Annotated in this window: 19 protein-coding genes; 4 read left to right on the top strand and 15 right to left on the bottom strand. The window is 46.6% G+C overall.

What is annotated here, in order from left to right:
- The 7 genes from M0L20_RS18345 to M0L20_RS18315 all read right to left on the bottom strand — a co-directional run bounded on the left by M0L20_RS18345 (position 1) and on the right by M0L20_RS18315 (position 8,026).
- A complete protein-coding gene (locus M0L20_RS18345) occupies positions 1 to 573 on the bottom strand; it encodes a (2Fe-2S)-binding protein (RefSeq protein WP_248478459.1) in 573 nt (190 codons plus the stop codon).
- 387 nt (positions 574 to 960) lie between these two features.
- Positions 961 to 1,512 carry an RNA polymerase sigma factor gene (locus tag M0L20_RS18340; RefSeq protein ID WP_232562643.1) on the bottom strand — a complete coding sequence of 184 codons (552 nt, stop codon included), beginning with the start codon at positions 1,510 to 1,512 and terminating at the stop codon, positions 961 to 963.
- A gap of 667 nt (positions 1,513 to 2,179) precedes the next feature.
- Positions 2,180 to 2,317, bottom strand: coding sequence for a hypothetical protein (locus tag M0L20_RS18335; protein WP_232562642.1), 138 nt, complete (start codon positions 2,315 to 2,317; stop codon positions 2,180 to 2,182).
- Between the two features lie 163 nt (positions 2,318 to 2,480).
- On the bottom strand, positions 2,481 to 2,921 hold the full coding sequence (locus M0L20_RS18330; RefSeq protein ID WP_248478457.1) for a response regulator: 441 nt from the start codon (positions 2,919 to 2,921) through the stop codon (positions 2,481 to 2,483).
- A gap of 214 nt (positions 2,922 to 3,135) precedes the next feature.
- Complete coding sequence (locus M0L20_RS18325) at positions 3,136 to 3,435, bottom strand: hypothetical protein (RefSeq protein WP_248478456.1); 300 nt, start codon at positions 3,433 to 3,435, stop codon at positions 3,136 to 3,138.
- A 59-nt stretch (positions 3,436 to 3,494) separates the two neighbouring features.
- Positions 3,495 to 6,179 carry an alpha-L-rhamnosidase gene (locus M0L20_RS18320; protein ID WP_248478455.1) on the bottom strand — a complete coding sequence of 895 codons (2,685 nt, stop codon included), beginning with the start codon at positions 6,177 to 6,179 and terminating at the stop codon, positions 3,495 to 3,497.
- Between the two features lie 224 nt (positions 6,180 to 6,403).
- Positions 6,404 to 8,026, bottom strand: a complete 1,623-nt coding sequence (locus tag M0L20_RS18315; RefSeq protein WP_248478454.1) for a hypothetical protein — start codon at positions 8,024 to 8,026, stop codon at positions 6,404 to 6,406.
- A 434-nt stretch (positions 8,027 to 8,460) separates the two neighbouring features.
- On the opposite strand from M0L20_RS18315, the gene M0L20_RS18310 reads away from it, so the two are divergent.
- On the top strand, positions 8,461 to 9,759 hold the full coding sequence (locus tag M0L20_RS18310; RefSeq protein WP_248479140.1) for an Hsp70 family protein: 1,299 nt from the start codon (positions 8,461 to 8,463) through the stop codon (positions 9,757 to 9,759).
- 104 nt (positions 9,760 to 9,863) lie between these two features.
- Here the strand turns inward: M0L20_RS18310 and M0L20_RS18305 are convergent, their stop codons facing one another.
- Positions 9,864 to 11,447: a carbohydrate-binding domain-containing protein gene (locus M0L20_RS18305; RefSeq protein ID WP_248478453.1), complete on the bottom strand. Its 1,584-nt coding sequence runs from the start codon at positions 11,445 to 11,447 to the stop codon at positions 9,864 to 9,866.
- Positions 11,448 to 12,119: 672 nt separating this feature from the next.
- A complete protein-coding gene (locus M0L20_RS18300) occupies positions 12,120 to 12,593 on the bottom strand; it encodes a hypothetical protein (protein ID WP_248478452.1) in 474 nt (157 codons plus the stop codon).
- Positions 12,594 to 12,978: 385 nt separating this feature from the next.
- Here M0L20_RS18300 and M0L20_RS18295 point away from each other — a divergent pair, with 385 nt between their 5' ends.
- Complete coding sequence (locus tag M0L20_RS18295; RefSeq protein ID WP_248478451.1) at positions 12,979 to 13,689, top strand: hypothetical protein; 711 nt, start codon at positions 12,979 to 12,981, stop codon at positions 13,687 to 13,689.
- A gap of 158 nt (positions 13,690 to 13,847) precedes the next feature.
- Here M0L20_RS18295 and M0L20_RS18290 read toward each other — a convergent pair whose 3' ends face one another.
- From M0L20_RS18290 to M0L20_RS18265, 6 genes are all read right to left on the bottom strand, one after another.
- Positions 13,848 to 14,045, bottom strand: a complete 198-nt coding sequence (locus M0L20_RS18290; RefSeq protein ID WP_232562633.1) for a hypothetical protein — start codon at positions 14,043 to 14,045, stop codon at positions 13,848 to 13,850.
- Between the two features lie 464 nt (positions 14,046 to 14,509).
- Positions 14,510 to 15,097, bottom strand: a complete 588-nt coding sequence (locus M0L20_RS18285; protein WP_248478450.1) for a hypothetical protein — start codon at positions 15,095 to 15,097, stop codon at positions 14,510 to 14,512.
- Positions 15,094 to 15,582: an RNA polymerase sigma factor gene (locus M0L20_RS18280; RefSeq protein WP_232562631.1), complete on the bottom strand. Its 489-nt coding sequence runs from the start codon at positions 15,580 to 15,582 to the stop codon at positions 15,094 to 15,096. Before M0L20_RS18280 ends, M0L20_RS18285 begins: the two co-directional genes overlap by 4 nt.
- A 3-nt stretch (positions 15,583 to 15,585) precedes the next feature.
- Positions 15,586 to 16,425 (bottom strand): alpha/beta fold hydrolase, encoded by an 840-nt coding sequence (locus M0L20_RS18275; RefSeq protein WP_248478448.1) that lies wholly within the window; start codon positions 16,423 to 16,425, stop codon positions 15,586 to 15,588.
- A 346-nt stretch (positions 16,426 to 16,771) separates the two neighbouring features.
- On the bottom strand, positions 16,772 to 17,170 hold the full coding sequence (locus tag M0L20_RS18270; protein ID WP_248478446.1) for a hypothetical protein: 399 nt from the start codon (positions 17,168 to 17,170) through the stop codon (positions 16,772 to 16,774).
- Between the two features lie 1,172 nt (positions 17,171 to 18,342).
- Positions 18,343 to 19,035: a hypothetical protein gene (locus M0L20_RS18265; RefSeq protein WP_248478444.1), complete on the bottom strand. Its 693-nt coding sequence runs from the start codon at positions 19,033 to 19,035 to the stop codon at positions 18,343 to 18,345.
- A gap of 1,871 nt (positions 19,036 to 20,906) precedes the next feature.
- Here M0L20_RS18265 and M0L20_RS18260 point away from each other — a divergent pair.
- Both M0L20_RS18260 and M0L20_RS18255 read left to right on the top strand, forming a co-directional pair.
- Complete coding sequence (locus tag M0L20_RS18260; RefSeq protein ID WP_248478442.1) at positions 20,907 to 22,178, top strand: T9SS type A sorting domain-containing protein; 1,272 nt, start codon at positions 20,907 to 20,909, stop codon at positions 22,176 to 22,178.
- Between the two features lie 138 nt (positions 22,179 to 22,316).
- Positions 22,317 to 24,767, top strand: coding sequence for a phage tail-like protein (locus tag M0L20_RS18255; RefSeq protein ID WP_248478441.1), 2,451 nt, complete (start codon positions 22,317 to 22,319; stop codon positions 24,765 to 24,767).
- The last annotated feature ends 1,627 nt before the right edge of the window (positions 24,768 to 26,394 follow it).

Here is a 26,394-nt window from a genome sequence, read left to right as displayed (position 1 = left end):
TTAGATGGATTTAGCGGGTTCAGGGGATAAAGCTGCGGCACCTTTCTGGTTTTGATTGTCTATACCCATTACATCGCTGATTGCATCAACGATATGTGGGTAGGCTCCGCAGCGACAGATGTTGCCACTCATCAACTCCTGAATATCAGCGGTCGTTTTTGCCCGCCCTTCGCTGATCAGCCCCACCGCCGAACAAATCTGACCGGGCGTACAATAGCCACATTGAAAGGCATCATGGTCAATGAACGCCTGTTGCAGCGGATGTAGTGTCTCGGCGTCGGCTATCCCTTCAATTGTGGTAATTGCGTGGTCGTCGTGCATAACGGCCAGCGTCAGGCACGAGTTTACTCGCTTTCCTTCGACGAGCACCGTACAGGCACCGCACTGGCCGTGGTCGCAGCCTTTTTTCGTTCCCGTCAGATTGCAATACTCACGCAAAGCATCGAGCAGTGAAGTCCAGGGGGCAATATTGATTTCTTTTTTCTCGCCATTAATCGTCAGAGTCACAGGTTTAGTCTCAATTTTGGAGACACCCGTGCGCGACAACGGTTCAGGAGCTAGTACTGTCGACATAGAGACGTAGGTTGGTTAGGCCATTGATATACCTTATTTTACCAAACAACCGACGTTTTGTTCACTCATATAGTAGAGTATTACTGTGTGGCTGTTATTTTTCAGCCAGCGCCCCGCAAGTAAATCCCTAACTATCAGACAACTAACCAAAATAAATACCCACCGTTTACAGCATTAATACTGTGAACGGTGGGTAGTATAATTGAGTAATAAGTGTTTATTTATTCGTTGCTACTTGCTTCCTGCTGTTCGTTCTTTGTGGCCAAAGAGACGAAAGGAAACCATGAGTAGACAGAACAACGGGTCATTTTTGTGCTTCATCATGACCGTGCTGAACGTCTTGCACCGAAGGGCAAGCGGAATCGCTTCGTCGGACTAACCGATAAGTCAATACACAGCCGTGTCAAAGAGGTCCCTCACTTTGTCTCTGGTGCGTTTAAGGCGCATCTTGACGGCACTCTCCGTAAGTTGATAACGAGTCGCTAACTCTTTTATGGACAGGTTTTGCTCGTACCGAAGGCGCAGAAAATAGACTTCCTCGGCGGGCAGACGACTGAGAACGATTTCCAAGTTATGCAACTGGGCCTCTGTAGATTCCAGAGGGTCTGTTTCAGCAAGATTATCGGCAACAATTTGGGTTAGATTCTCGCTTTGGAAGCGTTTTTCCAGCCGAATCCGGTCTAAGCAGTAATTATGAGCAATTGAATATAGCCAGGTTGAGGCAGCTGAACGGTTCTTAAATGTATCAAGTTTTGCCCAAACCTTAAGAAAAATATCCTGCGTATAATCGTGTGCAGCGATAGAATCTTTAGTCATGGTAAGGCATTTACTGTATACTTTACCAACGTAATTGGTATATAATTCTTCAAACAAAAACTCTTCACTATGCTTTGACGGCTGAGGAGCCGAATACCTGGACGTGGATAATTTTTGTTTCATAACTAACCCAGAACTTACAAGCGTAAAGTCTAAATTTAGTAGAAAACCAGGCGTGTTCATATAATGAATCCGTCAATTGAGTATAGGGAGGATATATACCTTTTTGCCCAGCGGTAACTATAAAAAGTACTAAATCACCACCTAGAAGACTAGATCGGTAGCTTTTATGGAGTCTAATTTTATTTTCTATAAAATTAGCGCACTTAACTTCTGCCCTTAAATTAATGGTAGCAGTAAAAAATTTATTATTCGGCAGGGTTAAATTAACCAAATAAGTGATCGGTTATCGTAAGAAGCAGGGACGAACGGATGATGCATACACGAATTTGATCTGCTTACGAGCGGAAGTGAGTCTGTTCAACAAACGATGCGCTGGCTTGGTAAACCATTTACCGGAAAATGCTTTTAAACTGTATATAACCTCCCCAAAAGGTACCTTGATACGTCTTACAGAAAGCGCGACGGTAGTAGCTAGTTAACAGATCTTCGCCCTTCCACTTAGTTGGCAGAAGCGAAGTGATTTGTTTGCTCTTATTTTAAAACAAGATCGTAACGATACCAGCGGTATAAAGCGCAGTAATCAGTAGTACCGATAGCCAAGTAATTACATTGGTAAGATCAATCGATGATTTCTTATTGGTCATCATTGTAAAATTTTTGTAGATCGCTAGAATGTAAACATCCAGTCTGCCTGGGTAGGATGCATCGCTAAGCGAACCATGTAAATAGCCGTGATAATCAACGCGACTAACCAGGCCAGGGTACTTAGGGAATCAAACAAAAGGGTGAAGCGAACTCGGTTCATTGTATATACTGTGATCGACTTAAGATTGAGGCTTTGGGACGAAGGAACGCAAAAAGGTCACTCTTCGGTTGTTGCTTTGGCGGCACAGGATAGCTATCCTCTTCTGATCGAGAGGCAGACGGTTCAAGAGATAGACAGAACTTTCGGTGTGTAGGTTATTCGGCTAAACTTCTTTTTCAAACCAGATTCCGGGTAAGCTCACCGTATTATACCAGTACATTTTTAACTGGCTCATGTACTCTTTCCAGTCCGCATAGCTGTATGGCTTAGCCGTAAATGAAGCGGCTCCTAATTCGTATGCCTGCCGAATTTGATCTGGTGATTCGGTGGCCGAAAGCATAACCACCGGCACTAAACGTCCCTGAGGGTGTTCACGCAACAAGGATAAAAAACCCAGCCCCTCGCCGTGGCTATGTAGATTAACATCCAGCAAGACTAGCTTCGGCCCTTTTCCTTCTAAGTTTTCAAGGTAGCTGACCGCATCTTCGAAGCTACCGACAGGCATAAATACCGCTTCAGGAAAGCTACTTGTAGCCGCAATCTGTAGTATCTCAGCAACAGCAGGGTCGTCGTCGACGAGTAAGATAGGAAATTGGTAAGCCATGCTTGTTGCATAACACGAAGCGTTCCCGAGCAATTTGTCCGTTAACAAACTGGCGCAGGATCAACGAAACCTGACGTGCTGTTTTTAATGTTTAGACGAAGTAGGTACTGCAAAAGTACAAAAATGGCACTTCTTGTGTATTCAGTTCTTGTAAATTAACGGATAAGATAGACCATCGATACCAGAGCGTTGTCTTTCCCTATTATTACTGAGCCTACCCGGCTTCTTCAACTGTCGCAATGATGCGTGCGATTACCGCTTGCTGTTCCTGAGTAGCCAGCCCTGAGACTTCTTCCAGTTGCGTTTTGATAGCCTGCCATTGCGGAACAGACAACAAAATAGCTTCTGCCTGAAATTCAACCGAATCCCCCAAGTCGGTTTGCGAAACAGGCAAAGGCTCCAATAGCGCTTTTGCGAACTCGACCTTCAGGCGGTCTTTGGCGTAAGGGATAGGGTCCAGATTAGCGTTTCTGAGTATTTGTTTGTCGTACGATTTTACCTTTTTCCACCACATGATACTTAAAACTAGGTTACGTTCTTAACCGAGTTTTTCCGCTAGTGTTCACTCGTCAGCTATTTAATTGTAAACCGATAGGTACCCGCCTGTAAGCGATACTGCCCAGATTGGCGCGTAGTACTTTCCAGCAAATGAATCTCCGGCGAACTGACCGTCAAAGGTTTATTGTTTTCGTAAACGTTCGCGCCGTTTGCCAGCGGCAGGACAAGCGTTGCGGTCGAGTTTGGCGGCACGGTTACGTCGTACGCTAGTCCGTCCGCATTTCGCTGCCAGGCCGAACGAATGGCTCCGTAAGGTCCATTGTGCGTTACATCGGCCCGGTTCAGTCCGCTAACGAAAATGGGCTGGAGGAGTACATTCTTAAAACCAGGTTGCTCAGGATCGGGCTTGATGCCGCCTAGTGCTTTGTAAAGCCAGGCCCCAATCTCACCGAACATAATGTGGTTCATCGAAATATCGCTTTTCGCGTCAATCGGCCAGTTCTCGTAAAGCGTCGTGGCTCCGTTAACAATCCACCAGCCCCAGGAAGGAAACGTTTCCTGCGAAGCCATTTTGTAGGCGACATCACCGTAACCGTTTTCGCTGAGTGCGTTTAGGATAGCCTTAGTCCCCAGTAGACCCACATCCAGGTGATTGTTATCAGCCTCAACGCGTTTAGCTAAATTGGCCGCAACCTTTGCTTTAAGTTCCTCGGGAACCAGTCCCCACATAAGCGGTACGCTCAGTTCGGTTTGTAATCCACTGCCATAAACACCCGTTTCCTTGTTCAGGTACTTGCTGTTAACAGCCGCCTTTATTTTGGACGCCAAAGCAGTATAGTATGCGTGATCAGCCTGTTTACCAAGCACCTTGGCCGCTTTAGCCAGAATAGACACGTCGGTAAAGTAATACGCTGACGAGGTCAACTCGACCGGCGATTTCGACTTGACGGGTACCCAGTCACCAAGTCCCCAGCTTGTCAGTCCCGACGGGCTTTGTTCATTGATGTGATCGACGTAGCGCTTAATGTTATCGTAGCAGTCTGCCAACAATTTTGTATCGCCGTAAAAAAGGTAGATGTTCCAGGGGATAATGGCAATAGTACTTGTCCAGTCGGGGCCATTTCCCCACTCGTAGCCCCAGCCGCTCGTCGGAATAATGGAGGGCAGGACCCCGTTCGGCTGTTGTTCGTCGCGGTGGTCAGCCAGCCATTTTTCGTAGACAGTAATTCCGTCAAAATTGTATAGCCCTGTTTCAACGGCAATGTGCGCATCGCCCGTCCAGCCGTTTTTTTCCCGCTGGGGGCAGTCCGTGGGATAACCAAACAGGTTCGATAAATACGCGTTGTTCGTTGCCTGCCAGATCTTATCAATCGTCGGATTGGATGTCTGGACACGGCCCACGGGCGGCACATCGCTGTGCATGAAATGGCCCGTTAGGCTGGCCTGCGTCAGTTCAACGGGTTTGCTACTGGTGACCTCTACGTACTGAAAACCTTTGTAGTTGAAGCGGGGCATAAACGTTTCCTCTCCTCGCCCACCCAGAATGAAAATGTCGGTTTGAAACGGATCGCTTTTGTCCGTGGGGCGGTAGTGAACGTCAATGTTGGACAAATCAACGTGTCCGTTATCGTATAAACGTTCGCCGTGTTTCAGGCGCAATGTCGTTCCAGCGTTTCCCTTTACGTTGATCTGGCTAACCCCGGAAATATTTCTTCCGAGGTCAAAAACGTAAGTAGTATCGTTTAGTTTCTTGACTGATTTTGCGGAAATCTGCTCCACCGCCCGGATGGGATGCATAACCTGCGCGACGATATTTTCGGACGGCGTTGCCCGGTAAATCACCTCTTTCCACTTGGCATCATCGAAATCAGCCTTGTTCCAGTTGGCTTGCTCCTGTCGCGCGTCATAATGCTCGGCGGTATAAATGCTGTTAAAAACCAACGGGCTTAAAGCCGTTTTCCAATCCTTATCCGAGCGTATGGTTTCAACAGAACCGTCGTCGTAAGTGATGCGCAGGTCCAGGCAAAAAGCCGGACGGTTACGCCAGGGCGCTTCGTGAAAATACCACACCGCCGTTGACTGATGGTTGTACCAACCGTTGCCCAACAACACGCCAATTGCGTTTTTACCCGATTGCAGCTGCGCCGTTACGTCGTGCGTTACGTACAGCGTCCGCCGGTCGAAGCGGGTATACATCGGATCAAGGCGATGATTGCCTATTTTCTGACCATTGATATACAGCTCATACAAGCCCGCAACGGCGATGTAAGCCCGGGCGCTGCGTACTTTTTTTGTCGTCTGGAAAGCCTTGCGGAAATACGGAGCGGGCTTCGTGGCTACGTCACGGCTATCGCTGATCCACGCCCCCTGCCAGTTTCTGTCGCTCATCATCCCCGTTTCGAAACGGCTTAGCACGGCGGCCTGGTTTTTCTTTCCATCCTTGTCCCAGGTATCGACCCGCCAGTAATACTTGGTAAAAGGTTTCAGCGGCTTTCCGGCGTACGTCAATAAGGTCTGTGCAGCGGTAATCTTATCTGTATTCCACTGATCCGCTTTCCCTTGGCTCACAGCCAGCGAATCGGTGCCAACGTACAGTTGATAGGCGGTCTGACGCGCCCCTCGCCGGCCATCAGCCAGCCGCCACGATAAGCGCGGACGGGCGGCATCAACACCCAGTGGATTCGTCAGGTATTCGCAGTGGAGATCAGTCGGCCTGGCAATGGGATCGGCGGTTTGTTGTCCAGACGCGGGAACGGTCATTCCCCCAATAACACACGCTATACTGATACTTATCTGAACAAAACTAGCTACTGAACCTACTACCGACGTTTGCCTGATCATGAATGCTTTAATTACAGTCTGAGGATTACCTGGCAATAAAAGGTAAAATCGCGTCAGGTTTACCACCGGCTATGGGAAAAGTTTACAGGCATCCGCAGGCAGAGCGCTAGAACAGCTCCCCGTTTAAAGCGGGTTGTTATTGACTATTTATTGAAACTTATCAGGTGTTTTGCTGATCCCGCTGGCAGGCTATCCTGGCTCACGAATGAACATTCCAATAACCGGACGCCTGCAATAGACACAGGTCGCTGACTAATTACTTTCACTTGTCCGCTTTTGATGTAATCCTCAATCTGATAGACAGCCTGTTCATCAACGACATAGAAATGCGGATAGTTGGTAGCATTGAAGCGGTCTACAGGTATAATACCGCTCACGTTATAGTTGTCTTTTAGTGATTTTAGGATCTTATAGTCTACCGTCGCACTTTTAATATTCCCCGGTCGGTCAGCGTTTCGCCAATCTAGCAGAAACGACACATTAGGATGTTGATTGTGAAACCAGATCGGCAAGAAATAATCGGCCCGTTCGACAAATACCGGATACTGAGCGCTCAACTGAGGTAGATACGTCAGGATACGGCTTTGAAAAGACGTTTGCATTTTCCAGACCTTGTAAAAGATTGCCCCGCCTAATACGAACGCATAGATGGGTAGCAGCCGGGCAAACTGAGGCATTACCCGTCGCTCACCAACGAACTGATAATAGGCATAAACCAGTTCGAACATGATCAGAAGCTGGCTCGGCCACATGTATCGGCGCAGAAAAACAGACGTATAGGTAAACGAAATAATCAAGGCGATGACGAGTATCCCCAGATAGATACTTCCTGACAACAGAAAAAACTGAAAGGCTTTGTCCCGGCGCATGGCATCGAAACCCAGTTTCAGCTTCGGTACAGCCAGGTACACAAACAACCCGATTACCAGACTAACGCGCAGGATCGCCAGCCACCAGAACGAGGATTGCCATTCGAGCTTATCCGACACGCTGGGAATCAGATCGCCAACCCCGGTGAAGAACGATTTAACCGTTGGCAGGGGAATCCAGGAATGTGGCTTGCCCGCGTCGGACTGAATTGTAAAGCTGGGATACCAAACGACCAGCCAGACCAGTCCAATCAGCGCGTAGGTAGCAAAGATTGGCAGGTAACTTTTTTCTTTGGACCAAATCAGCAACACCCCAAAAAAGGCTCCGGAGGCCGCCAGATAGAATAACCCGTAGTTGTGACAAAACGCCATCAGTAAGCCTATGACCGTGTGCAGAGCCAGTAGCCACGTATCAGTGGGTCGATTGATAAGCTGCTGTAAAACAATAAAGTAGACGTAGCTAATTGGTAGCAGAAGCGCGTAGGAACGAATCTGGGTAGCGTGTTCGAAGTTCTGGTAGGTGAGGTACACCATTGCCGAGATCAGCACAAAATTGGTGACTGCATTGCCGATCAGCCGGGTTGTATACCAGAAAAACAACGCTAATGTACTTGTAAACAGAAGCACCGAAAATGACCGAAAAAAAATCGGTTTCAAGCTGATCATGTGTCCAACCAGCCAGTAAAGATTCGGGAAGAGCGGTGGGTTGGCATCCATATTGCTCACTACCGCCTGGTTCAGATGCGTGGGCGATGGGTCGGAAATAAGTACGTAACTAAGTACCTCGTCCATCCAAAGCCACGGTTCCCGAAAAAACAGGCCCGAGATGATACTAAGCGAAAAAAGCAAGAATATGGCAGCAGCCAATAACCGGCTATCTTCCTGATGCTTTACCATGGTGTATTTTGGTACACGTTGCGTCGAAAGAGGAAAAGTGCTAAAAAAATAGGATCCAGAAGACTGCACTTTGATTTCGCAACTTCTATTCGCCTGGCGATACTTATTTATCATTTAAAGCTATACTATAGAGTACGATCAACAAGCGATGAATAAGACCCATCCTCTTGATTAGCGAAGCCAAAGACTCGTATTCCCAGCGACTCCTCCGTTTAAGATCTAAGCAAATTACATCGCCGAATCCTCATTCGTTGGTTCAAACACCTATAAATGAGGCAATGGCCCCCGAATTTGTATTAATACTATTTTTAAAAGGCTTTTCCATAGTAACCCTTTTTCGTTGTACATTTGCGGCCTTTTTAACTAAAATCATGCATCGCATCGTCCGTTAACCCAAACCGACAGACCTGTGCATGATACAATCCCAGACCGGAATGACAGCACTTTCCTGCGGAATCGATTTTGGCACATCAAATTCAAGTGTCGCCCTTAACAAAGACGGTCACGTTAGTCTGGTGCCAGTCGAGCAGACGCACGTTACCATTCCCAGCGCAATTTTCTTTCGGCGCGTCGATAACAAACCATTCTATGGCCGAACAGCGATTCATTTATTTCTTGATCGTCAGGATGGACGCTTCATGCGGAGTCTGAAGCGCGTTCTGGGAACCTCGCTCATGAAGAACGGGACCGTCGTCAACGGCGCGACGATGAACTTCGCGACGATCATCACCTCTTTCTTAAAGGACTTAAAAGACAAAGCCGATGCGGTTGCGGGTCAGGAAATCGAAAATGTCGTAATGGGGCGACCCGTTCATTTTGTCGACAACGACCCGGAAGCCGACACGCGCGCGCAGGCTGAATTAAAAGCGATTGCCCAACGCATCGGGTTCAAAAATATTGACTTTCAGTTCGAACCCATTGCAGCGGCCTTTGCCCACGAAGTAAATCTTACGGGCGAAAAACTGGCGATTGTTGTCGATCTGGGCGGAGGTACCTCTGACTTTACGGTCATCAGGCTTTCGAATCAATTCATTCACAAACCGGATCGCACGTCCGATATTCTGGCCAATACCGGGGTTCGCATTGGCGGCAACGATTTTGATAAAGAGTTGAGTCTGGCGGCTATTATGCCCGAACTTGGCTACCGGACTACGTACGGTCCTAAACAGCTGGAAGTGCCCCTGAAGCCGTATCACGATTTGGCCGAATGGAGTAAGGTTAACTTTCTGTACACCCCCAAGACGATTATGCAAACCCGGCAGTTGCTCCACCAATCGCACGATAAAAAGCGCTACGGACGGCTGTTGCACGTACTCGAACACGAAACGGGGCACACGCTCCTGGCCGCTGCCGAAGGAACGAAAATTGCCCTTACGGCTCAGGAAGAGCACGACGCTCCGCTTGATTTCATTGAGAGCGGCTTCTCTATCCCCGTCAAACGGACACTTTTTGACGAAGCTATCCACGAAGAAGTCCAGAAAATAGCCGCTTCGGCCAGACAGTGCCTTCAGGAAGCTGGGGTTAAACAACATGCTATTGAACTGGTCATTCTTACTGGTGGCTCAACCGAAGTCCACTCGGTGAAAAACGAGTTCAAGCGACTCTTTCCCAACGCGACCATCGCCGAGGAAAACAAGCTTTCCAGCGTTGGTCTTGGTCTGGCTTACGACAGCCAGTACAAATTTGGCCAGCACTCGACCCGCCCTGTTGAAACGAATAGCGTCAACGTATAAGAAACCCGTAGCAACAACTCGTATAAAAAGGCCAAACCCCTTTTGTATTGGAAAGTGTTTGGCCTTTTTATACGAGCTGACTTGAGCGGTGTATGGCGCATCGGCTAGGGTCCGGTGCTGCCCCCTGCTCTGGTAACCATGCTGCTGGTTGTAAAGGTAGACGATTGTGAACCTATGCTATACGTACCGCTCGTATACAAGCCATTGAGACTGGTCCCGTTCGACACACTTCCTCCCGTGTATACCGTATACGTCTGACCCGTTTTCAACTTGGGGCTCGAAAACAACATAGTTGCGTAGGTCCGGGGAATCAGAAACGTTAGCGCTTCGGTACCTTCATTCGACCGAATATGAATCAACTGGTTAGCCGAGCTCCCGCCCAAAATGACGGAAGGCTGCGTGCTCACCGTAGCCGTTGGCATACTGGTAGCCCCGGCAATGCCGACAAGAACACCCCCCGTTATTTTAAACGTGTTTCGATCACAATCGAAGCCTTCCTCGGGCGCGGTCGAACCAACAGCAATTACTTTACCACCCGTGACCGTAATTTTACCATTGGAATCAATAGCGTCGTTGGAAGTGCTATAGGCGTAGACGGTTCCTCCGTTGATGTAGATAAACGTCCCTGCATTCAAACCATCGTCCTTTGTTTTTGCGGTGATGATTCCATCGTTGATGGTCAGTATACTTTTACTTTCAATACCTTCGCCCGCCGTCGAATTGACCGTGATCGTTCCCCCGTTGATGGTTACGTACGGGTCAATCGTCGTGTCGGCGTCGTAGTTGGCAGAGATTCCTTTATCGACCACATTGATTGTAAAGGTACCGCTGTTGATGACAATGTAGCCTTGTTCGCATTGAATACCATCTCCCGACGTTGTAATGTTCAGCGTACCGCCATCTGCAATAAACGCATCATTGCTGTGAATACCGTCTGAAACCGCCCCCGTTACGGTAATCGTCCCGCCCATCACGCGCACGTAATCATCGCTGCAAATGGCATGTTTGTAGTTTCCTTTTACGCTCAGGCTGCCCTTGCCGCTGACGATCAACTGGCCTTCGCTAAACAGCGTGGCCTTCATGTCTTCCGTTCCGTTGGCCGTATACGTCGTCCCGTCGGTTAGAGAGTTAGTCGTGTTGTCGGTCAACACCACGAAAGCGCGTTTGCTTGACTGAATGTTGATGGCGGGTCCATCGGCGTTGGTGATGTTAACCCCGTTTAAAGTGAGTTTAAACTTTTTGTCGCTGTATATCTTCACCGATCCATTTGTCGTCGTCCCCGACAGGATATATTCCACACCCGTAGCGGTAGCATTAATAACGACATCACCATTGCTTTCGGTTATCGCTACGCCACTCGCGGCTAGTGGGTTTGTGATCGTAACGGAGCTACCAAAACCAACTGTCACCGTAGACGAAAAGGTGGAGTTAGCCAATATGTCATCGGCATTGGCTGCGGTGCCTGTATTCCCTTCTTTCGTGGTAGAAGTAGTGGTTATGCTATCGATAGCGACAGCGTTTTCCGTTGTCGTTGTGCCGCCTGGGGTTACGGCATCCTCGCTTTTCGAGCAGGCAATTAATGCGCCCAGAATCAGGATGATAATCAGGCTCCCGCTGGCAAAGCGGCTTCGAACGGCTCGATTGAGAAGATTGGTTAACCGTTGTATCAGAACTTCACTGCGTTTCATCACTTGGCTTGGTGTCAATATTGGTGTATTGACGAATACGCAGCGTCGACGGCAGATGTTGCTCAGCTACCATCGTTTGCGGTTAACCAACCACTTTTGCCGGTTAATCGACCTGTGCCAGTCAGGTGTTGCCTCGATTGCGCAGTAACGTAAGCGGAGATTCTGTTTGAGTAGTACTAGCAAGACCAACTGCTTCAGTACAACACAGTTTTGCGGCTACTTATCACTTATGCCTTGAGCCACCGTTCGCCATTTTTGTCAATGGCTTTTTTCGCGAGTTCTGCCGTAGAAAAGATGCTGAGTATGTATCCCGATTTTGGCTCGATGACCTCATAGGCCTGGGTTTCACCGTCTACCACATAATAATCGTTGTCAATATCACCGGTTAGAACGGTTCTAGATCTAATTGTAAATCCCTTATAATCCACAGAGGTACAGGCTTAGTATTATCTGAATGTACGAAAACTAACCAATACACCGATTTAACAAAGAGCCTATATTGTGTTAACGGTAGTAGAATTACTCATTGAGTCATTTACCCTAACTATTTACCATATACGTAAACAATTCTTCGTCTGAAAATAAACGTTTGCTCAGAAACAGCCCGATTATGAGACGGTTAAGCGTGCCGAAAGAGTTAACTAAAGATGCCTGATCAACGAGAAAATGCCTTTACTTCATGTAATACAATCGAATTAGTTGCATAGCTTCTTTCTCATCGTCGGCACACGGTTCGCAGAATGTACCGATGCCAGCAACCGGACCTTCGTATTTCCAGGTAAAATTCTTTCGATAATTTCCGGACAGGTCTGAGATTTTAAGCGATTGTTCCTTCGGGATCACGTACAAAACATGCTTGTTGGTAAACTGCACTTTGAATCCTTTCTCGCCGTTGAGCACGTCCTTACCAACATACCCCAATAGTGAAGGACGCCTGTTTTCGCCAAATACGTAATTGATCTCAGCCCGTTTGTTGCTTCTAACCCAGAATGCAATCTCCTCATAGTCTTTTGTACCCGGCTTACCGTACGAATAAATAGCGACTTTTTGCGAAAAACCATACGCTCCTGAAAGAAGAAAGATTACCGCAAAAACAGCGGTTCGTACCGAACTGACGCGACAAGGTAGTTGATGGCTTCGTTTCATTTCTCTGTCGATGAACCACTACTAAAAACGACCCAACTTTTCCTTTTGTTAAGAAAGCCGTTCAACAACTATCGCCTTACTGAATGCGTTCGACGGGTTTATCAGGTTCAGCCCCAGCTTGCTGGGTGAGATCTTGGGTTTCTGTGCGACTGTGCTGTCGGTTTCTTAAAGCCGACAGCACAGTAGGTGACTAAGTAACGACCCGTCTCATAACTGTCGTCCCCTCTTTCGAATGCCGCTACTAGTAATTCATCAACCGATGATGATGCCCAGTTGCCGAATCCCCCGTTGGACTAGCTATTTTTAGCTTCGTTTGATACCTATCTCCGGTAAGGGCACGACTAACTGAAGGTCATTGTCTTAATCCTCCCAACCACTAGGTATTATGGAATCGTCAGCACATCGAATTCCGGCTCCGGCTGAGAATAGCGCGGAGTTCCGCCCGTTGTCGGTTGGCCAGAAGCTCGTCAAGACCCTGCTGGGCACGGGGTTATTTTTGATCTGGTTGCTGCTGTTTATTCTGGGCCTGAGTCTGGACGCCAACGATTACCGTCCATGCGTTGCGCCCGCCGATACAGTAAGCTTCCACTACCTAACGTTATATGCCGTAAGTTTTACGCCTATCAACGTGGCGCTGCTGGCTTCCCTGGCGGGAGCCTTGGGAGGTATTGCCAGTAATTTGGCGGCTAGTAATAAGTTTTCGCTCGTACAGCCATCGAAAATCAACTCTCATTCCGAAGATTTTCAAAGCTACCTGTACATGACCGAAAACCCGCTGGTCTCGCTGCTTCGGGGCTTTGTTACCTTTATGATCTTTATCGCGGGATCGTACTTAACCGATTTTACGTCTGCCAACGACCCAGGTAACGCGGGTGGCTTTTCGGGTATAACCGCTTCATCCTATCTTCGATTTTCGGTATCCGTATCACTCCTGGCTTACCTGGCGGGCTACGATCCCTCACGAATACAGAATCTGCTGAATAAGCTTAATTTGAGCAAAAAAGAAAACGACTTGTACCCCGTGGAACGCGAAACAGTCACGCAAACCCTCCAGGTCGAAAAAGCGGGGCATCCCATTAATCACGGACAGCCGTAAAGACTATTTTATACGGCGCTACTTACGGCTGTAATTCCATGCAGTTGCTGGTCGAGACCGGTTGCGCCGTTCGTATTCACGTCTTACCAGGAGCCTGATTCGCTGTCGGCTTCTCGTTGCCTTTCCGCTCGATCAAGCCACCTGATTACCATTCCTGTTCATTCCAATAGCTCCTCCAGATTGGTCCGGGCCACAGCTAGTGCCGATACGACTACCCGAATCTGTTCCCAGACCGCTTCCGTATCCGCAGGGTCGCTCTCCTCTTCAATATCACTCACCAGACGCTCCAGATCATCGTCAATGTTGAGTAATTGGCTGGCTAGCATGGCGAGGGCTTGTTTATGCTCGGCTATCATACGTTGATTTTAGTGCTTTGAAGTATTTCATGATGCTATTGGTAGCAACGTTCTGTTTAGTTACTAAGTTGGCTGCTTAGACTACAGGATTCATGTTGAAAAGCTATTTTCTGTACGTTTTGACTTTAGGCGGTATGAGTGAATCAGACTTTGCAAACAGGAAGGCCACTCAGGAGAAGTCAGGACGCCTATCGACGAAGAAAACACGCTTTTAATCAGTAGTACACCGCAAAAATACGTTTTGATTGTTTCCAATACGATTAAGTTTGGTTGACTTGCGTATGATAACCTCTACTTATGTACGGCCCAACTTTATGATCAAAGCTATCTAAGAGCGAAATTCCCTGGTAGACAGTTACGTTTAGCTGTCTACCAGGGAATTTCGCTCGGGCACAATAAAGAAACACAAATCACATCCAGGCGCGACAGCCTGAACCAGGATCATTCCGTTTTGGGATCACTGTTCAATTTTCCAGCAGCGTTGCATAGCTCGCTTTAAGCTGAGCCAGCAAGCACATCTCACCGCGAATTTGCCGGTATATGACAACGCCGATGAGTAGCAGAAAGAGGGTGCCGGAAAAGATGATGTACAAATAGAATCCTTCGCTTACCCCCGCTTTGATGTACGGCAAAAGCAAGATAAATCCCCACACATAACTGCCAAAACTCAGGGGCGTCACCACGAACTGAATCTGTTGCCTTACCCGATGAAAGGCGCTGATTTGCTCCAGACAGGTCCGCAAATCGGTGTTTAGTTTTATACGGGCGAACCGGCGATAGCTGACGTATTCCACACCGATGCGCAACAACAGGGAAACGACCATGAGCAGACTACCCACTAAAACCGTCCGATTGCTAGTCGTCCCGTAAGTCCAGAAGTAGCCAGCCAGTATGAGTACGGTAGCCGAAAGAGTGACCATTGTACCGCGGTGAGTAGCCAGTAACCGTTTACTGTCCGTTTCGGCTCGCGTCATAATGGCCATAGCTGTCTCGGATTGACTTGCGTCTGGCTGCTGGTTCCAAAGGGATTGAATACGCTCAAAGTCGGTCATAACTGTATCAGTTTCGCTAATCGTTTTTTGATTCGGTGAATTTTCACGCGTAACAGACTTTCCGAAATCCCGACGATACTCGCAATTTCTTCGTAAGCCAGTCCGTCCAATACCAGCAGGATAATTAAGCGGGCAGTGCTGTCGAGTTGGTAGATACCCGCATACATTTGCTGAAATCGTTCTTCCGTCGCTAGCGTATCACTTTCGTCGGCCCGATCAGGTAGGATATCCGTTCGAATTTCTTTATTAACAGCCGCCTTTCGAAGCTGTAGCAGGCAGGTATTAACCGCTATCTTGTAGATCCATGTGCTGACAGAAGCATCCGCTCTGAATTCAGCCCGATGTTGCCACACTTTCATAAACACTTCTTGCGCCAGATCGGTAGCGATGGCCTGATCCCCGTTTACGTAACCCTTACAGAGACGCAATACCTTCGTAAAATGGGTGCTGTAGATTTGGGTGAACTCCTCCTTTTGTAGCGGCATTGGTTATTGGAGGTTCTCCCGAATTTTAGCGATAAACCACGCTGGCTGGTCATACATGATAAAGTGAGCGGACTGATCAGCGTAATAGATCCGCTTTTCTTTTAGCTTCGCCAGCTGTTGATTCCAGGTCGTTTCAACCTGTTGCCGATTGGGATGCGTAGCGGCCAGAACGACTATGGGCACGGTTGTGTTCGCTAAATCGTCCCGCAAGTCTAACCTCAATAAATCAATGTAGCCATACACGTACGTTTTTCGGTCAGCCTTCATCATCCAGTCAACGAGTTGACCATGCTTCGTTTGATTCAGACTCATCCCGGAAGCCATCTGTCGAGCCATCTGGTGAAAATGTACGCTATCCATAGCCAGTTGTTGTTTACTGTAGGGATTATCGTACACCATCTGGCTTGCCTTAAAAGTAGGCATTAGTAAGGCACCTGTGCAGGGTAAGGCATCGACCGCAATTAGTTTCTTAAACAGAGTCGGTTCGGAAGTCACTAACCACATGCCTAATGTTCCTCCCAAACTGTGCCCAATGATGGTCGCTTGCTTTAGGTTTTTCTTTTTAACGTAGTCAATCAATTGTTCCTTAATGGTAGGTAGCCAGGGAAAACCGATCGGTGGAACATCCCCAAACCCGGCGAACGTAAACGCATGGCATTCATGGTTCGCCGAAATAGCCGCAACAGTTTCCTTCCACACGTCTGCGGTACAGGCGAATCCAGGCAACAAGAGTACCGGCTCCCCCTGGCCAGTGACTTTTACGGTAAAAGCTGTTTGCTGAGCTTGGGTACGAAGTGAAAAGAGTAGTGAGGTAACGAGTAAGACGAGCCGGACAATTCTCATGATAGCAGTTTTTTACCTTTTGATACATGACCGGTCTATTTGTTACACCTCTGCTAAAGATACCTTAAAAATTTAGTGTGTCTGTTAAATCTAGAAGCGATAGAACTGAGGTTTGGCAAGCCGTTACTGACTGAAGAGCGTTCATTTACCATTCTGCTTTCCGATAGTCATTACGAAAGGCAGCCTCGGTCATAGCCCGCGGGCTAATTTGAAAAGAGGTGTCAAGTGCGGTTATTGAAAGCCCCGAAAAGCTGGAGTAAAAAAAACTTCTGATTGTCTCACGTTGAAACGAAATACGATTCAACGTGAGACAATCAGAAGCCAAAGTTTGCGCGGCAACAGCAGCTTATTTATTCTCGAAATCGCCGGGCACTTCGGAATTAGTTTTGAGTTGGGTCTGAATAATCAGACGGCTGTTTAACGGAGCTACGCTTGTGTTGTTCGTCACTTTATCCTCGTAGGCAATAAAATAAAAAACGGGACTTTCGGTACTAAGCACCTGATAGAAACCTATAAAGGCCGCCATATCATAGTTGACGAACAAGGTTCTGGGGTCGAAATTAAGCCCATCCACATTTTGAATGTACCCTTTATTCTTGGAGACAGGATCTTCAAACAGGAGCCGGGCCTGATAGCGGATGCCGTGCTGAAGGGCTTTGCTGGTGAGCTTAATTTCAAAACGGGTACTTGAATCCCGGTATACCGCAACGGTATAGCTTTCGATTTCAATTTGGGTAAAGGCCATGCAATTATCGATTACGTTTCCGGCAAAGTAATCCCAAAGAGGTGGCTCATATGAATCTCTTTAGCAAGCGGTTATATCATAACGTCTCGCCATACAGCGTTGGGTAGTACTTGCAATGTCGACGTGTAACCGAAGCAGGTGGTCTACGGAATCGCATGGCTAACATTCTAATACAATGGATAAACGCAATTCTAATGCTCAGACTTGAGAAAGACCTCGTTGACACGGTTATCAATCCATTTTCAACTGTCATATCATCGTAGAGCATATGGTTTAAGCTTGGTACACTGTACTAAATCGGAGAATAGCTTATCTTCTGTATGTAGGTTACTAAATATAAGCGAGTAAACACAAATAATACCGGACGAACGTTCGCTCGGCATTATTGAAGCAAGCCTATACTTTTCATAAAAGAACTTACTGTACACAGGGAGTATTTGCGCAGAAAAGCCTTCTCAAGTTTAAGTTTGACCCTCACGTTTTATATCAGTATGCATTCCACGGCAATGGCTCACCCCCACAAGTGTTTCATTCGACAACACAGTCAGCGATACGATTTAAGTGGAACGAAAATCAGTACACTCTTAAACAGATCTAGGCGACTTATGCGGTGGTGGTCGGGTTAGCTCCCGCAATACAGACAACATAGTCCATTAGTAAACCCCTAGTAAGGGGACAGTCAATAAACGCATGAGTAGGCTTACCAAGTCAGAGATGGTAAAGCGAGTGGCCACTGCAAGTTTCATCAGGAATGTTTAAGTAGATAACCGAATCAAACCTGACTTGCATGGCCTTATACTACTCTTCCTAACTTTTTATGACTATGAACATTATATATTTTTCAATAGCAAAGCATTAATGAAACACCCATGCGCTACTCATTAATGCTTTACTGATTAACAACAAAAAAGCCTAACCGCATTACGAGTTAGGCTTTCCGCTTCTATCCACACCATATTTAGACGATAGGTCTAAATAATCAGACAGGAATTTATAGCCTGTCCGACATACAAATATATGTCGTTACATATATAGTCTATACATGAAAGGCCGCAAATATTTTTGAGGGTTCACGTCCGATTCTAGGCTGTCTTTAACAATTGAGGGAATTATCATACAATACCCAGTCGGATGCGTCCGACTGGGTATTGTAGTAGTCACCGACTTATTTGTTATTTCTTTTGAAGCAGTTGCTTAACGAACTGTTCGAGTCCATCAATCTTTGCCTGCTGTTTCTTGTAGTTTTCTTGTAATTCCTGACTATTCTTCTCTAACTGGATACTGTATAGAGTCAACTCTTCAATCTTTTCCAGCAGCTTAGCATCGGTCTGATGCAGGTCATTACCCCATTTAACCATTTCCTTGGCCGAAGGGATACCAGGTAGGTGCTTATGAACCCGAATGTAGTTGCTTATTTCGACAAGACTTTTCAACTGATAATCCGATTCAAAGACCTTATCACTCCAATCAGCCGTACTATTGACGGCTACTTTTACCTTCTCCATCAGGATACCCTCTTCCACAAACAGCTTGTAGCCAGCAGGGGTGTTAGACAGTCCTTTTCCGATCACAACAGACTCGCCTTGTACACTCTCAACCCTATTGCCGTTACGCTGCCACAAGCTTTCATTAGCCGCTTCCCGAGTCGAACTATTTATGCTACCCAGAATCACGTTACCTGCTCCATCGACGGTGAGAAACTTATATTGACCCGTTACGTTAGCGGGTGAGCCTACGAACGTATTTGACGATCCTAAGGTGTTTTTCTGTCCAACTACATTGCCTAAAAATACATTACCGGTAGCTCCTACACTTGAATAACCGGCCCTAGATCCAACAAATACATTGTATGATCCCCCACTCAATGAGTAACCAGCATTATAGCCTACACTGACATTATCAGAACTATAAATAAGGTTAAGCGCAGTACCTATTCCTAGGGCGGTGTTATGAAATCCTGGCGAAGGGCTAACTGGTTACTAAACAATAATATTATCTTGAGCGACTACAGATAAAGGCAGTAGTAACGCTATGATTAGTAAAACAATTCGCATACTCTTCTTAGTTATTTTTTCCAAAAGTAAAAAGAATTTGGCGTTTACAAAGGTCTTTTGAGAGCACTAATAAACTCTTAAGCATTACAAGTATACTTCACTAATAAATATGCTACAGTTGAAGAAGGAGAAGAGTAGAAAAACTACGGCTTAACTATTTTCTAATAGGCTTTTAGCCTTTTATTACGTTTGTACGATTGCACATGATTCAACATACAACCGCTAGACATAACAACGCCCGAATCTGCGACGGTCCGGGTGTTGTTGGTTGAAGGATATATTTGTAAAGTATTAGCAGAGTTTTTTATTGAAATAATACTCACTTTCAGGTAATTACCACATCATCAAGGTATATAGAGTCTTCTATTTCTTTTCAACTAAAACTATTTACTGATATTACCATGCAAGTTGCCCAAGCAGGGGATCGCTTTACCGGTTGACCTTTTGACATTCTGTTAAGGTGGCAAATTTAACAGAATTAACACCTATTAGCCAGAGTCCTTAAATATGAGAATTTGTGTTGATACTATAATAAAATGTAAAATCATTAAAACACCCGTTTGGCAAAAATAAGGTTCCACTCCTTATATTTGCCTTCAACGTACGTGTATGACTAGATGACATACAGCCTATTATAGCCACATGTTCATCATTGTAATCCAAAGATTCTAAGGTCAAACAAAAACCTGCATTCGGATTTTGCCTATCAACACTAAGGATATTGTTATAAATACGAGTACTAAATAAATTAATTCCCTCGCCTGAATTGGATGCACTCCTAATACAAAAAGCGGTGTTAATGTCGGAATAGGAGACTCCTCAAAAATTAGGCAAATAAGTGTTTGCTCCATTCCCAATAGCCACTCTAAAGCTATATACAACTAGCCGCTGTAAAGATACCGTGAGCGTGTCAACTCCACTAACCGTTGTAAACGGTATACATTTAACAGGCCTTCCTGGACTTATAATTCCGAGGTCCTCTAGCCCTGAAGTTACTTATGTATAGGGGCTACCTGAGCCTGTTTCCGGAATAGCAGTACCAGCAAATAGACTCGAGAAATCTAATAATGCTCCATCGGAACCGGCAATCTTGAGTTTAGCTAGCTAATTGTGATTCCAGTATTCACTCTATAAACCCTTTTAGCTTCCTGTTCGATATACTAATTTACCTTCTACAGGTACTACTGCGAGTGTGACGGGTCAGAGCAGCTTTCGGAGGTAGTGCCCCCTGGGAATCACTACCACTTGAAGATGGGACGCTGTTTCCATGTAAACTTACTGACTTATCCGATGCAGATGAGGGCAGAACTAACCGCATCTGAGCATGTAGCTGATTGACGCTAATGATAATCCATATTAATAGAATAGATAGTCACTACAAATAGCGAAAAGTGTAGCTGTATTTCCTGCAATGGAGGTTATTAAGTGGATATAATAAATAGATGATAACGGTAGCATATACAAGCTGACTGTATACATATGCTCTCGCTGGTGGGTCAGCAAAAGTATGCTTGTTTACTTTCGCTCGGAATCTATTTACTAAGCGGTAGGCTATTAAACGCAAGCTTATGAATACATTTGAGCCAACCCTCAACCAGTAACCGGCATCCGCTACTAAGACTACCAGGAGCCGCTTCATTTAAGGATTGGTTCTGTATCCATCCCTACTCCCTTTACCACCTATGAACAACCTTTTCCTGTCCACCTGCCTGATCAGTCTTGCACTAACCGCTTTTTCCGTATCGGCTCAGAACGCCATCAACAACGCCAGTCTCCTTCCCGCTACATCCGACAACTCCGGTAGCGCTCGACAAACAGGCACCGAAGTACTACACTCTTCGCCCGGTGAAGGGGTTCAGTTTGAAACCAGGGGTACGTTTGAGCACCTTGGCCAATTTTACGTAGCCCAAGACGGACTCTGGAATCAGCCTGCGGCTGAAGGCAAAGCAACCAACAGTACCGACTACTTTGGCTATGCGCCCCCTGGCATCGGCTCAGGCTTGGCTTACCAGGGGCGAGGCATCCTAGGCGCTTCAGCAAGCCATGGGGGAAGCGGGGCCGGGCGACCTAACTTTGAAGCAATTCAACTCAACAGCACCGGTATCTTTCCCTTGGCAGGGGGCATGTACGTTGCCACTTTGTTAGCCTTTAATGGCAATGGCCCTGGCCTGAGCAGTGTCATCACCACGCCTAACTGCTCAAGTCCCCAATCAGCCGCTAACGCTGTCATCTTTGCCCCGACGGCTTCGGTCTCCGGAGCCAATGGGTCTAACTACATCGATGGTTATGCCAGCGTCGAAGGCGTAACCATCCCCTTCACGTTGCCCCTGGGTGATGCTGCGGGCGATAAAAGCGCGTATCATCCCTTAACCATTAACTCCGCACCCGCAGGGGCAATAACGGCGCGCTATGTGCATCAAACTCCGTATCAGCAGGCCGCGCGGGTCCAGGGTATTGACTGGATTTCGCCTATTGGCAGCTGGCGTATCAGCGCCCCTTCAGCAACGAGTGTGACGGTCTACACCCCTGCCCTGGAGCAGCCAGTTATTGCCGGAGCCAATCTGCACCTGCTGGGCTGGACGGGCAGTCAATGGATTGACCTAAGCGAAACCTCCGCCACCGCAAGTGCTTGGGGGAGCGGCTGGGCAGTAACGGGCAGCTTGGTGGAGGGTATAACCGACTTGGCCGTTGGCTTGGTTGGGCAAACCGAGTTGGTGGAAGCCCCTGAGCTAAGGCTGTGGCCCAACCCCACAAAAGGAGTGTTGAATGTGGAGCTGACTAGCCAGGAGCCGGTTAATGCCATTCACATACTGGATTTGAAAGGCCGTCGCTTGTTTGGGCCCAGTGTTCCCGGTTCCGTGGTTAACACCTCGCCTTTGCCAGTGGGCAACTATGTGCTGGAGGTGCAGACCAGCCAGGGCCGCAGCCTACGTCGTCGTTTTGTTAAGCAGTAAACCTATAAATGTAATCGTTCGTCCGCATCGTGGGGTAGACTAGCCGCTCTTGGCTAGCCTAAGCTTTGGGCTAGTTGGTATAAGCTGCCGATCAGTCTTTTCACGGCCATTCCTTTTTCAACTTTTCTTCACTCTCTTATGCAAACCAGTGGTTTAGTTTGGCAGCGTCTTGTCGTTGTCCTGTTTTTGTTGACGAGTCCAGTAGCAATTCTCAAGGCCCAGATCCGAGCGGGTCTACCTACGGCTCCCCCCGATGGCTCAGCGGCTTTGGATGTCAGCGGGGGCCCCTACCCGAGTGGTAGCGAGTACCGGGGCATTGCTCCCCCCAAAGTAGCCTTAAGCAAGACATCGGCATCAACGCCGGTTACCAAGCCAGCCACGGGTTTGCTGATTTACAATACGGCAACGGTAAATGACGTAACGCCGGGTTACTACTACTGGGAGGGCACGCGCTGGCTGCGCTTCGAAACGGCTACTAAAGCTGCTGCCCGAGTAGCGGCTGCTGGTGGCGGACAATCCATCAAGGCGTACTTGCTGAGTGAGGTACAGAATCAGCCCATCACCGATGACAACTTTATTCTGGTCGAGCCGGGGCGTGAAGGATTATTTCGTTATGATGGTAGTGATACCAGCAGCCCTGACAACAGCGGGACGGTATTAGTAGCTGCAGCCAATAAGCGTTACAAGCGTGTTTATGATGGCGCTGTTTCAGTAGAAAAATGGGGCATTCAGTTAGGAGCCAATAAAAGTAACGCCGTTCGTACAGCGAATACGACGGCCCTACAGAAAGCAGTCGATTCGGGAGTAAGTTTGTTTTTTCCAGAGGGTATAATAGAAACCAATAATACGGTCACTGTAACTGACAAAGCCGTAAAATGGTATGGAACGGGGCAGACAAGCATTGTTAGACAAATGACTGATGTTAATCTATTTGTTATTAGCAACACGACTATCAACTACGAGCCCACAATCGAAGGAATTTGCTTTCAGGCTGGCGCAAAGTTCTCTACCGCTACCGCCCTTACCATACTAGGGTATTCGGGTCAAGCTGCTGAAGTACAATCTAAGCCTTTCGGCCACTTGTCCCGGCTTTATTTCTCAGGCAAAGATTCTTATGCATCAGGGGCAACAAGTGAATGGAAAAAAAGCATCGTTATCGAGAATCCTAACACGATGACATTAAATGACATTCAGATGCAGGGTATTTCCGGGGAAAAAGCAAATGCAACTGTAGGCATCCAAATGACCGCTAGTCGAGCTTCCATAGAGACGATAATTCACAATGTGAAGATAGGAATGGTAACCACAGGTTTGAAAATTAGCTCTAATACAAATACAGGTATTCCGGGCATTGAAGGAGTCCATATATCTCATTGTACTGTTATCGGCGTATACGATGGTATGGTGCTGGAAGCCTCATACCAAGCCCCCTTCTGGAGCGTGACCAACTGCCATGTTAATGCAGCCAGAAATAGTATTTATCTTTATAATCTTTCCCAAGGCCGGATAACCAACTGTTTGTTGTACAACACAGGCAATAGCAATCCGGGGGATTATGCCTCCTTTATTGCTTTTGCCCAATGCTCTCAGTTCGATATAAATGACAATCGGTTTTACGTCATTCCACCGCCAAGTGGTACTGCCAGCAATGACCCCTATGGAATATTAGCAACTGCTGCTGGCCCACAGAATCAAAGTTCCTTTAATACAATTACTAACAATCATTTTAGATTAAGAATATCCTCCGCTGAGAACCCTAATGACAAACCCGCGATATGGCTACAGACGCCTTGGGAGTACAGTCGAATAAACGGAAATCACAGGGAGGAAGCTCAAAGACCAGGCACTGGACCAACAGTACTGGTAAGCAGTACATTAAGTCACGATAATAAGATATTTGATAATTACCCGGCTGATGCTGCCGATGGCTCCCAAATTGACATACCGCTTACCGATGTAAACGCAAATGATGCGAGTCAAGGTAAGCAACTTGATTTACGATCAGCGCGGGCGAGTTATATAATACTGCCTGCTTCGCAGACGGGAAACATCACTCAAATCAAGATGAACGTCGGGCAACGAGTTAGTGTTCAATTTGAGGGAACTGCTACGGTAAAGCACAACTTGTCTTTTATCCGTCTGGCAGGCGCAAGTGATTATACGTTCAACAACGGAGATGTATTGAATCTAATTAATACCGGTATTCGAGCTGAAGAAACGAGTCGAAAGTTAAATGCGTCAGCCTTTACGTATTCGTTCAATACTATAAACTGGAGCCCCTCATCTTACACACAAATTGTCCCTCCTGGTACGCTAGCAAATAACACAGTATATTTGGTAAAACTCTATTTTGAGCAGTCTGGCAACACAGTAATTACTCAGTCATACGTTCTACCAAGTGTACTGACTTATAATGGAGCATCAGATAGTACTAGCCCAATTGTGGGCAATAGCATTAATTACAATAATGATAGTAAGCAGTTCAACCTAAGGTATAAGAAAGGGTCCGGCACAATGGGGTTGGAGATTGCGCCAAATACTACCGGCTTGTCAGGCAATATAGTTATCACAGTAACTCCTTTACTGTAGCGGGCTAACAGTTCCGTAGAGTATTAACTAAATCAACGTAAAAAGCCCGGTCGCAACATTGACTGGGCTTTTCATCTAACCAGTAAACTGTTGCCATTTTAAGAAAGCGTAGCTAAACAGCGCACTGCTTATGACATTAGACGGATGAGTCTATGGCCTCTAAATTGCTTTGATAAAACTATCGGCGATAATCAACATATAGCATACACGTCCTACGCAGAAATGCCAATAGGTAAGATTACTTTTACCCGCCTTTACACGGCTTATGTTACGACGATTAAACCATTCTCTTAAACGACACTCGGTCTCTTTCTCTACGCATCAAGCCGGTCAGAATCTCAGATTGTATCTGCTTTGGTCTAGTCTTTCGGTACGGCGTTGGTTGTTTAGTGTTCTTCTGACCCATTGCAGCAATCGTAGCTTCCTCACTGAGTCTCAATTCATCAATACGGCAGTAAACAAACATGTTGGGCTGCCACGTGTGAGATAATCCGTTTGCCGATGTCCATCGAGAACTGATTTACCGAAGCAGATAGTTATATCCCTCCAACTTAGGCAGGGGCAGATTAAAACCTTCGTTTTGTCCATCAAGGCCCATACCCGCTCCGTGACAAATACACAGTACCATATTCCGGTTTTCATTCGATACTCCACTAAGCAGTGTTTACCTTCGACCGGTTGCAGATTACTAACTGACGGTGGTTTTAAATGCCAATAAGCTAAGTTCGTGTAGCATGCCAACTCGAAACAATCAGATACTTTCTGTAACACAGCATTCCGTAAAACCGTTAGTTCTTCCTATGTCAGACATGCTAGGTTAGGCGTTTTCTCTACCCTGATCCGAATGTCAACAGCAGGTTTTGTGGATTAGCTCACTCTCAGCCACCAGCAACAATATAATTTTGACTACCTACCAAATTTTATCAGCGTTGCGGTCTGATTTATTTCACTGCTTGATCAAATACAGCCGGTAGCGTTTACGTGTTACCGGTATAAAGTCAGTCTAATGCACTCGTTGATTCTAAAAACGCTCTTAAAAACCGTCTCTTAAATCGATAGATATCAGCTCGAATCTTTTGTTTTTAAGGCTACTCTTCTTCTTAAAACTTATCAAAGTTGGGAAGATGAGTAGCATCCGCTAACCGTGTTGAACAACGCCCTTCAAACCGTTGGCAATTATTTTCTTGTCAAAGTTTTCGTAATGAGTGTAGATCTTTTACAGCTTCTATTCACTATGTACAATGGCTTTATTCAATAATGTACGTGGAGAGACTGTAGCTTTACCTTTATTCCAATGAGTCATAAATGGCTTATGGAGGATCGATCAGTTACCGACATAGGGCTATTGAGCACAAGACGCTTGCCGTTAACCGAACGTTTACCAAGCCCAGTATTGGGTATGTCGTGGACTTAAGCAGATGGTAGCGATAACTAACGAATCATATATCAGCCTCCCCTCCTTTCCGTAAATGCCTTTGCTGATAACCGTATCATCAATCATCTTGTAACGACCATAGCTTTTATTATTGCCGATCGCGTCAGCTCCCGAACTAGCTAAACCAGGATCATATCGAAATATGCAGATTGCCCATAGATAATAGATCGATTAGTAAATCGTCGTCGTGTA

The organism is Spirosoma liriopis (assembly GCF_023196085.1).
Lineage (GTDB): Bacteria > Bacteroidota > Bacteroidia > Cytophagales > Spirosomataceae > Spirosoma > Spirosoma oryzicola.
This window is presented reverse-complemented; position numbering and strand designations above follow the sequence as displayed.

Excerpts from the sequence above, each read along its gene's own strand:
- M0L20_RS18325 (WP_248478456.1), bottom strand. The coding sequence starts at position 3,435 with ATGTGGTGGAAAAAGGTAAAATCGTACGACAAACAAATACTCAGAAAC.
- M0L20_RS18270 (WP_248478446.1), bottom strand. The coding sequence starts at position 17,170 with ATGGCCTTTACCCAAATTGAAATCGAAAGCTATACCGTTGCGGTATAC.
- M0L20_RS18300 (WP_248478452.1), bottom strand. The coding sequence starts at position 12,593 with ATGAAACGAAGCCATCAACTACCTTGTCGCGTCAGTTCGGTACGAACC.
- M0L20_RS18295 (WP_248478451.1), top strand. The coding sequence starts at position 12,979 with ATGGAATCGTCAGCACATCGAATTCCGGCTCCGGCTGAGAATAGCGCG.
- M0L20_RS18335 (WP_232562642.1), bottom strand. The coding sequence starts at position 2,317 with ATGAACCGAGTTCGCTTCACCCTTTTGTTTGATTCCCTAAGTACCCTG.
- M0L20_RS18310 (WP_248479140.1), top strand. The coding sequence starts at position 8,461 with ATGACAGCACTTTCCTGCGGAATCGATTTTGGCACATCAAATTCAAGT.
- M0L20_RS18290 (WP_232562633.1), bottom strand. The coding sequence starts at position 14,045 with ATGATAGCCGAGCATAAACAAGCCCTCGCCATGCTAGCCAGCCAATTA.
- M0L20_RS18260 (WP_248478442.1), top strand. The coding sequence starts at position 20,907 with ATGAACAACCTTTTCCTGTCCACCTGCCTGATCAGTCTTGCACTAACC.
- M0L20_RS18275 (WP_248478448.1), bottom strand. The coding sequence starts at position 16,425 with ATGAGAATTGTCCGGCTCGTCTTACTCGTTACCTCACTACTCTTTTCA.
- M0L20_RS18330 (WP_248478457.1), bottom strand. The coding sequence starts at position 2,921 with ATGGCTTACCAATTTCCTATCTTACTCGTCGACGACGACCCTGCTGTT.
- M0L20_RS18345 (WP_248478459.1), bottom strand. The coding sequence starts at position 573 with ATGTCGACAGTACTAGCTCCTGAACCGTTGTCGCGCACGGGTGTCTCC.
- M0L20_RS18285 (WP_248478450.1), bottom strand. The coding sequence starts at position 15,097 with ATGACCGACTTTGAGCGTATTCAATCCCTTTGGAACCAGCAGCCAGAC.
- M0L20_RS18340 (WP_232562643.1), bottom strand. The coding sequence starts at position 1,512 with ATGAAACAAAAATTATCCACGTCCAGGTATTCGGCTCCTCAGCCGTCA.
- M0L20_RS18320 (WP_248478455.1), bottom strand. The coding sequence starts at position 6,179 with ATGACCGTTCCCGCGTCTGGACAACAAACCGCCGATCCCATTGCCAGG.
- M0L20_RS18305 (WP_248478453.1), bottom strand. The coding sequence starts at position 11,447 with ATGAAACGCAGTGAAGTTCTGATACAACGGTTAACCAATCTTCTCAAT.
- M0L20_RS18280 (WP_232562631.1), bottom strand. The coding sequence starts at position 15,582 with ATGCCGCTACAAAAGGAGGAGTTCACCCAAATCTACAGCACCCATTTT.
- M0L20_RS18315 (WP_248478454.1), bottom strand. The coding sequence starts at position 8,026 with ATGGTAAAGCATCAGGAAGATAGCCGGTTATTGGCTGCTGCCATATTC.
- M0L20_RS18255 (WP_248478441.1), top strand. The coding sequence starts at position 22,317 with ATGCAAACCAGTGGTTTAGTTTGGCAGCGTCTTGTCGTTGTCCTGTTT.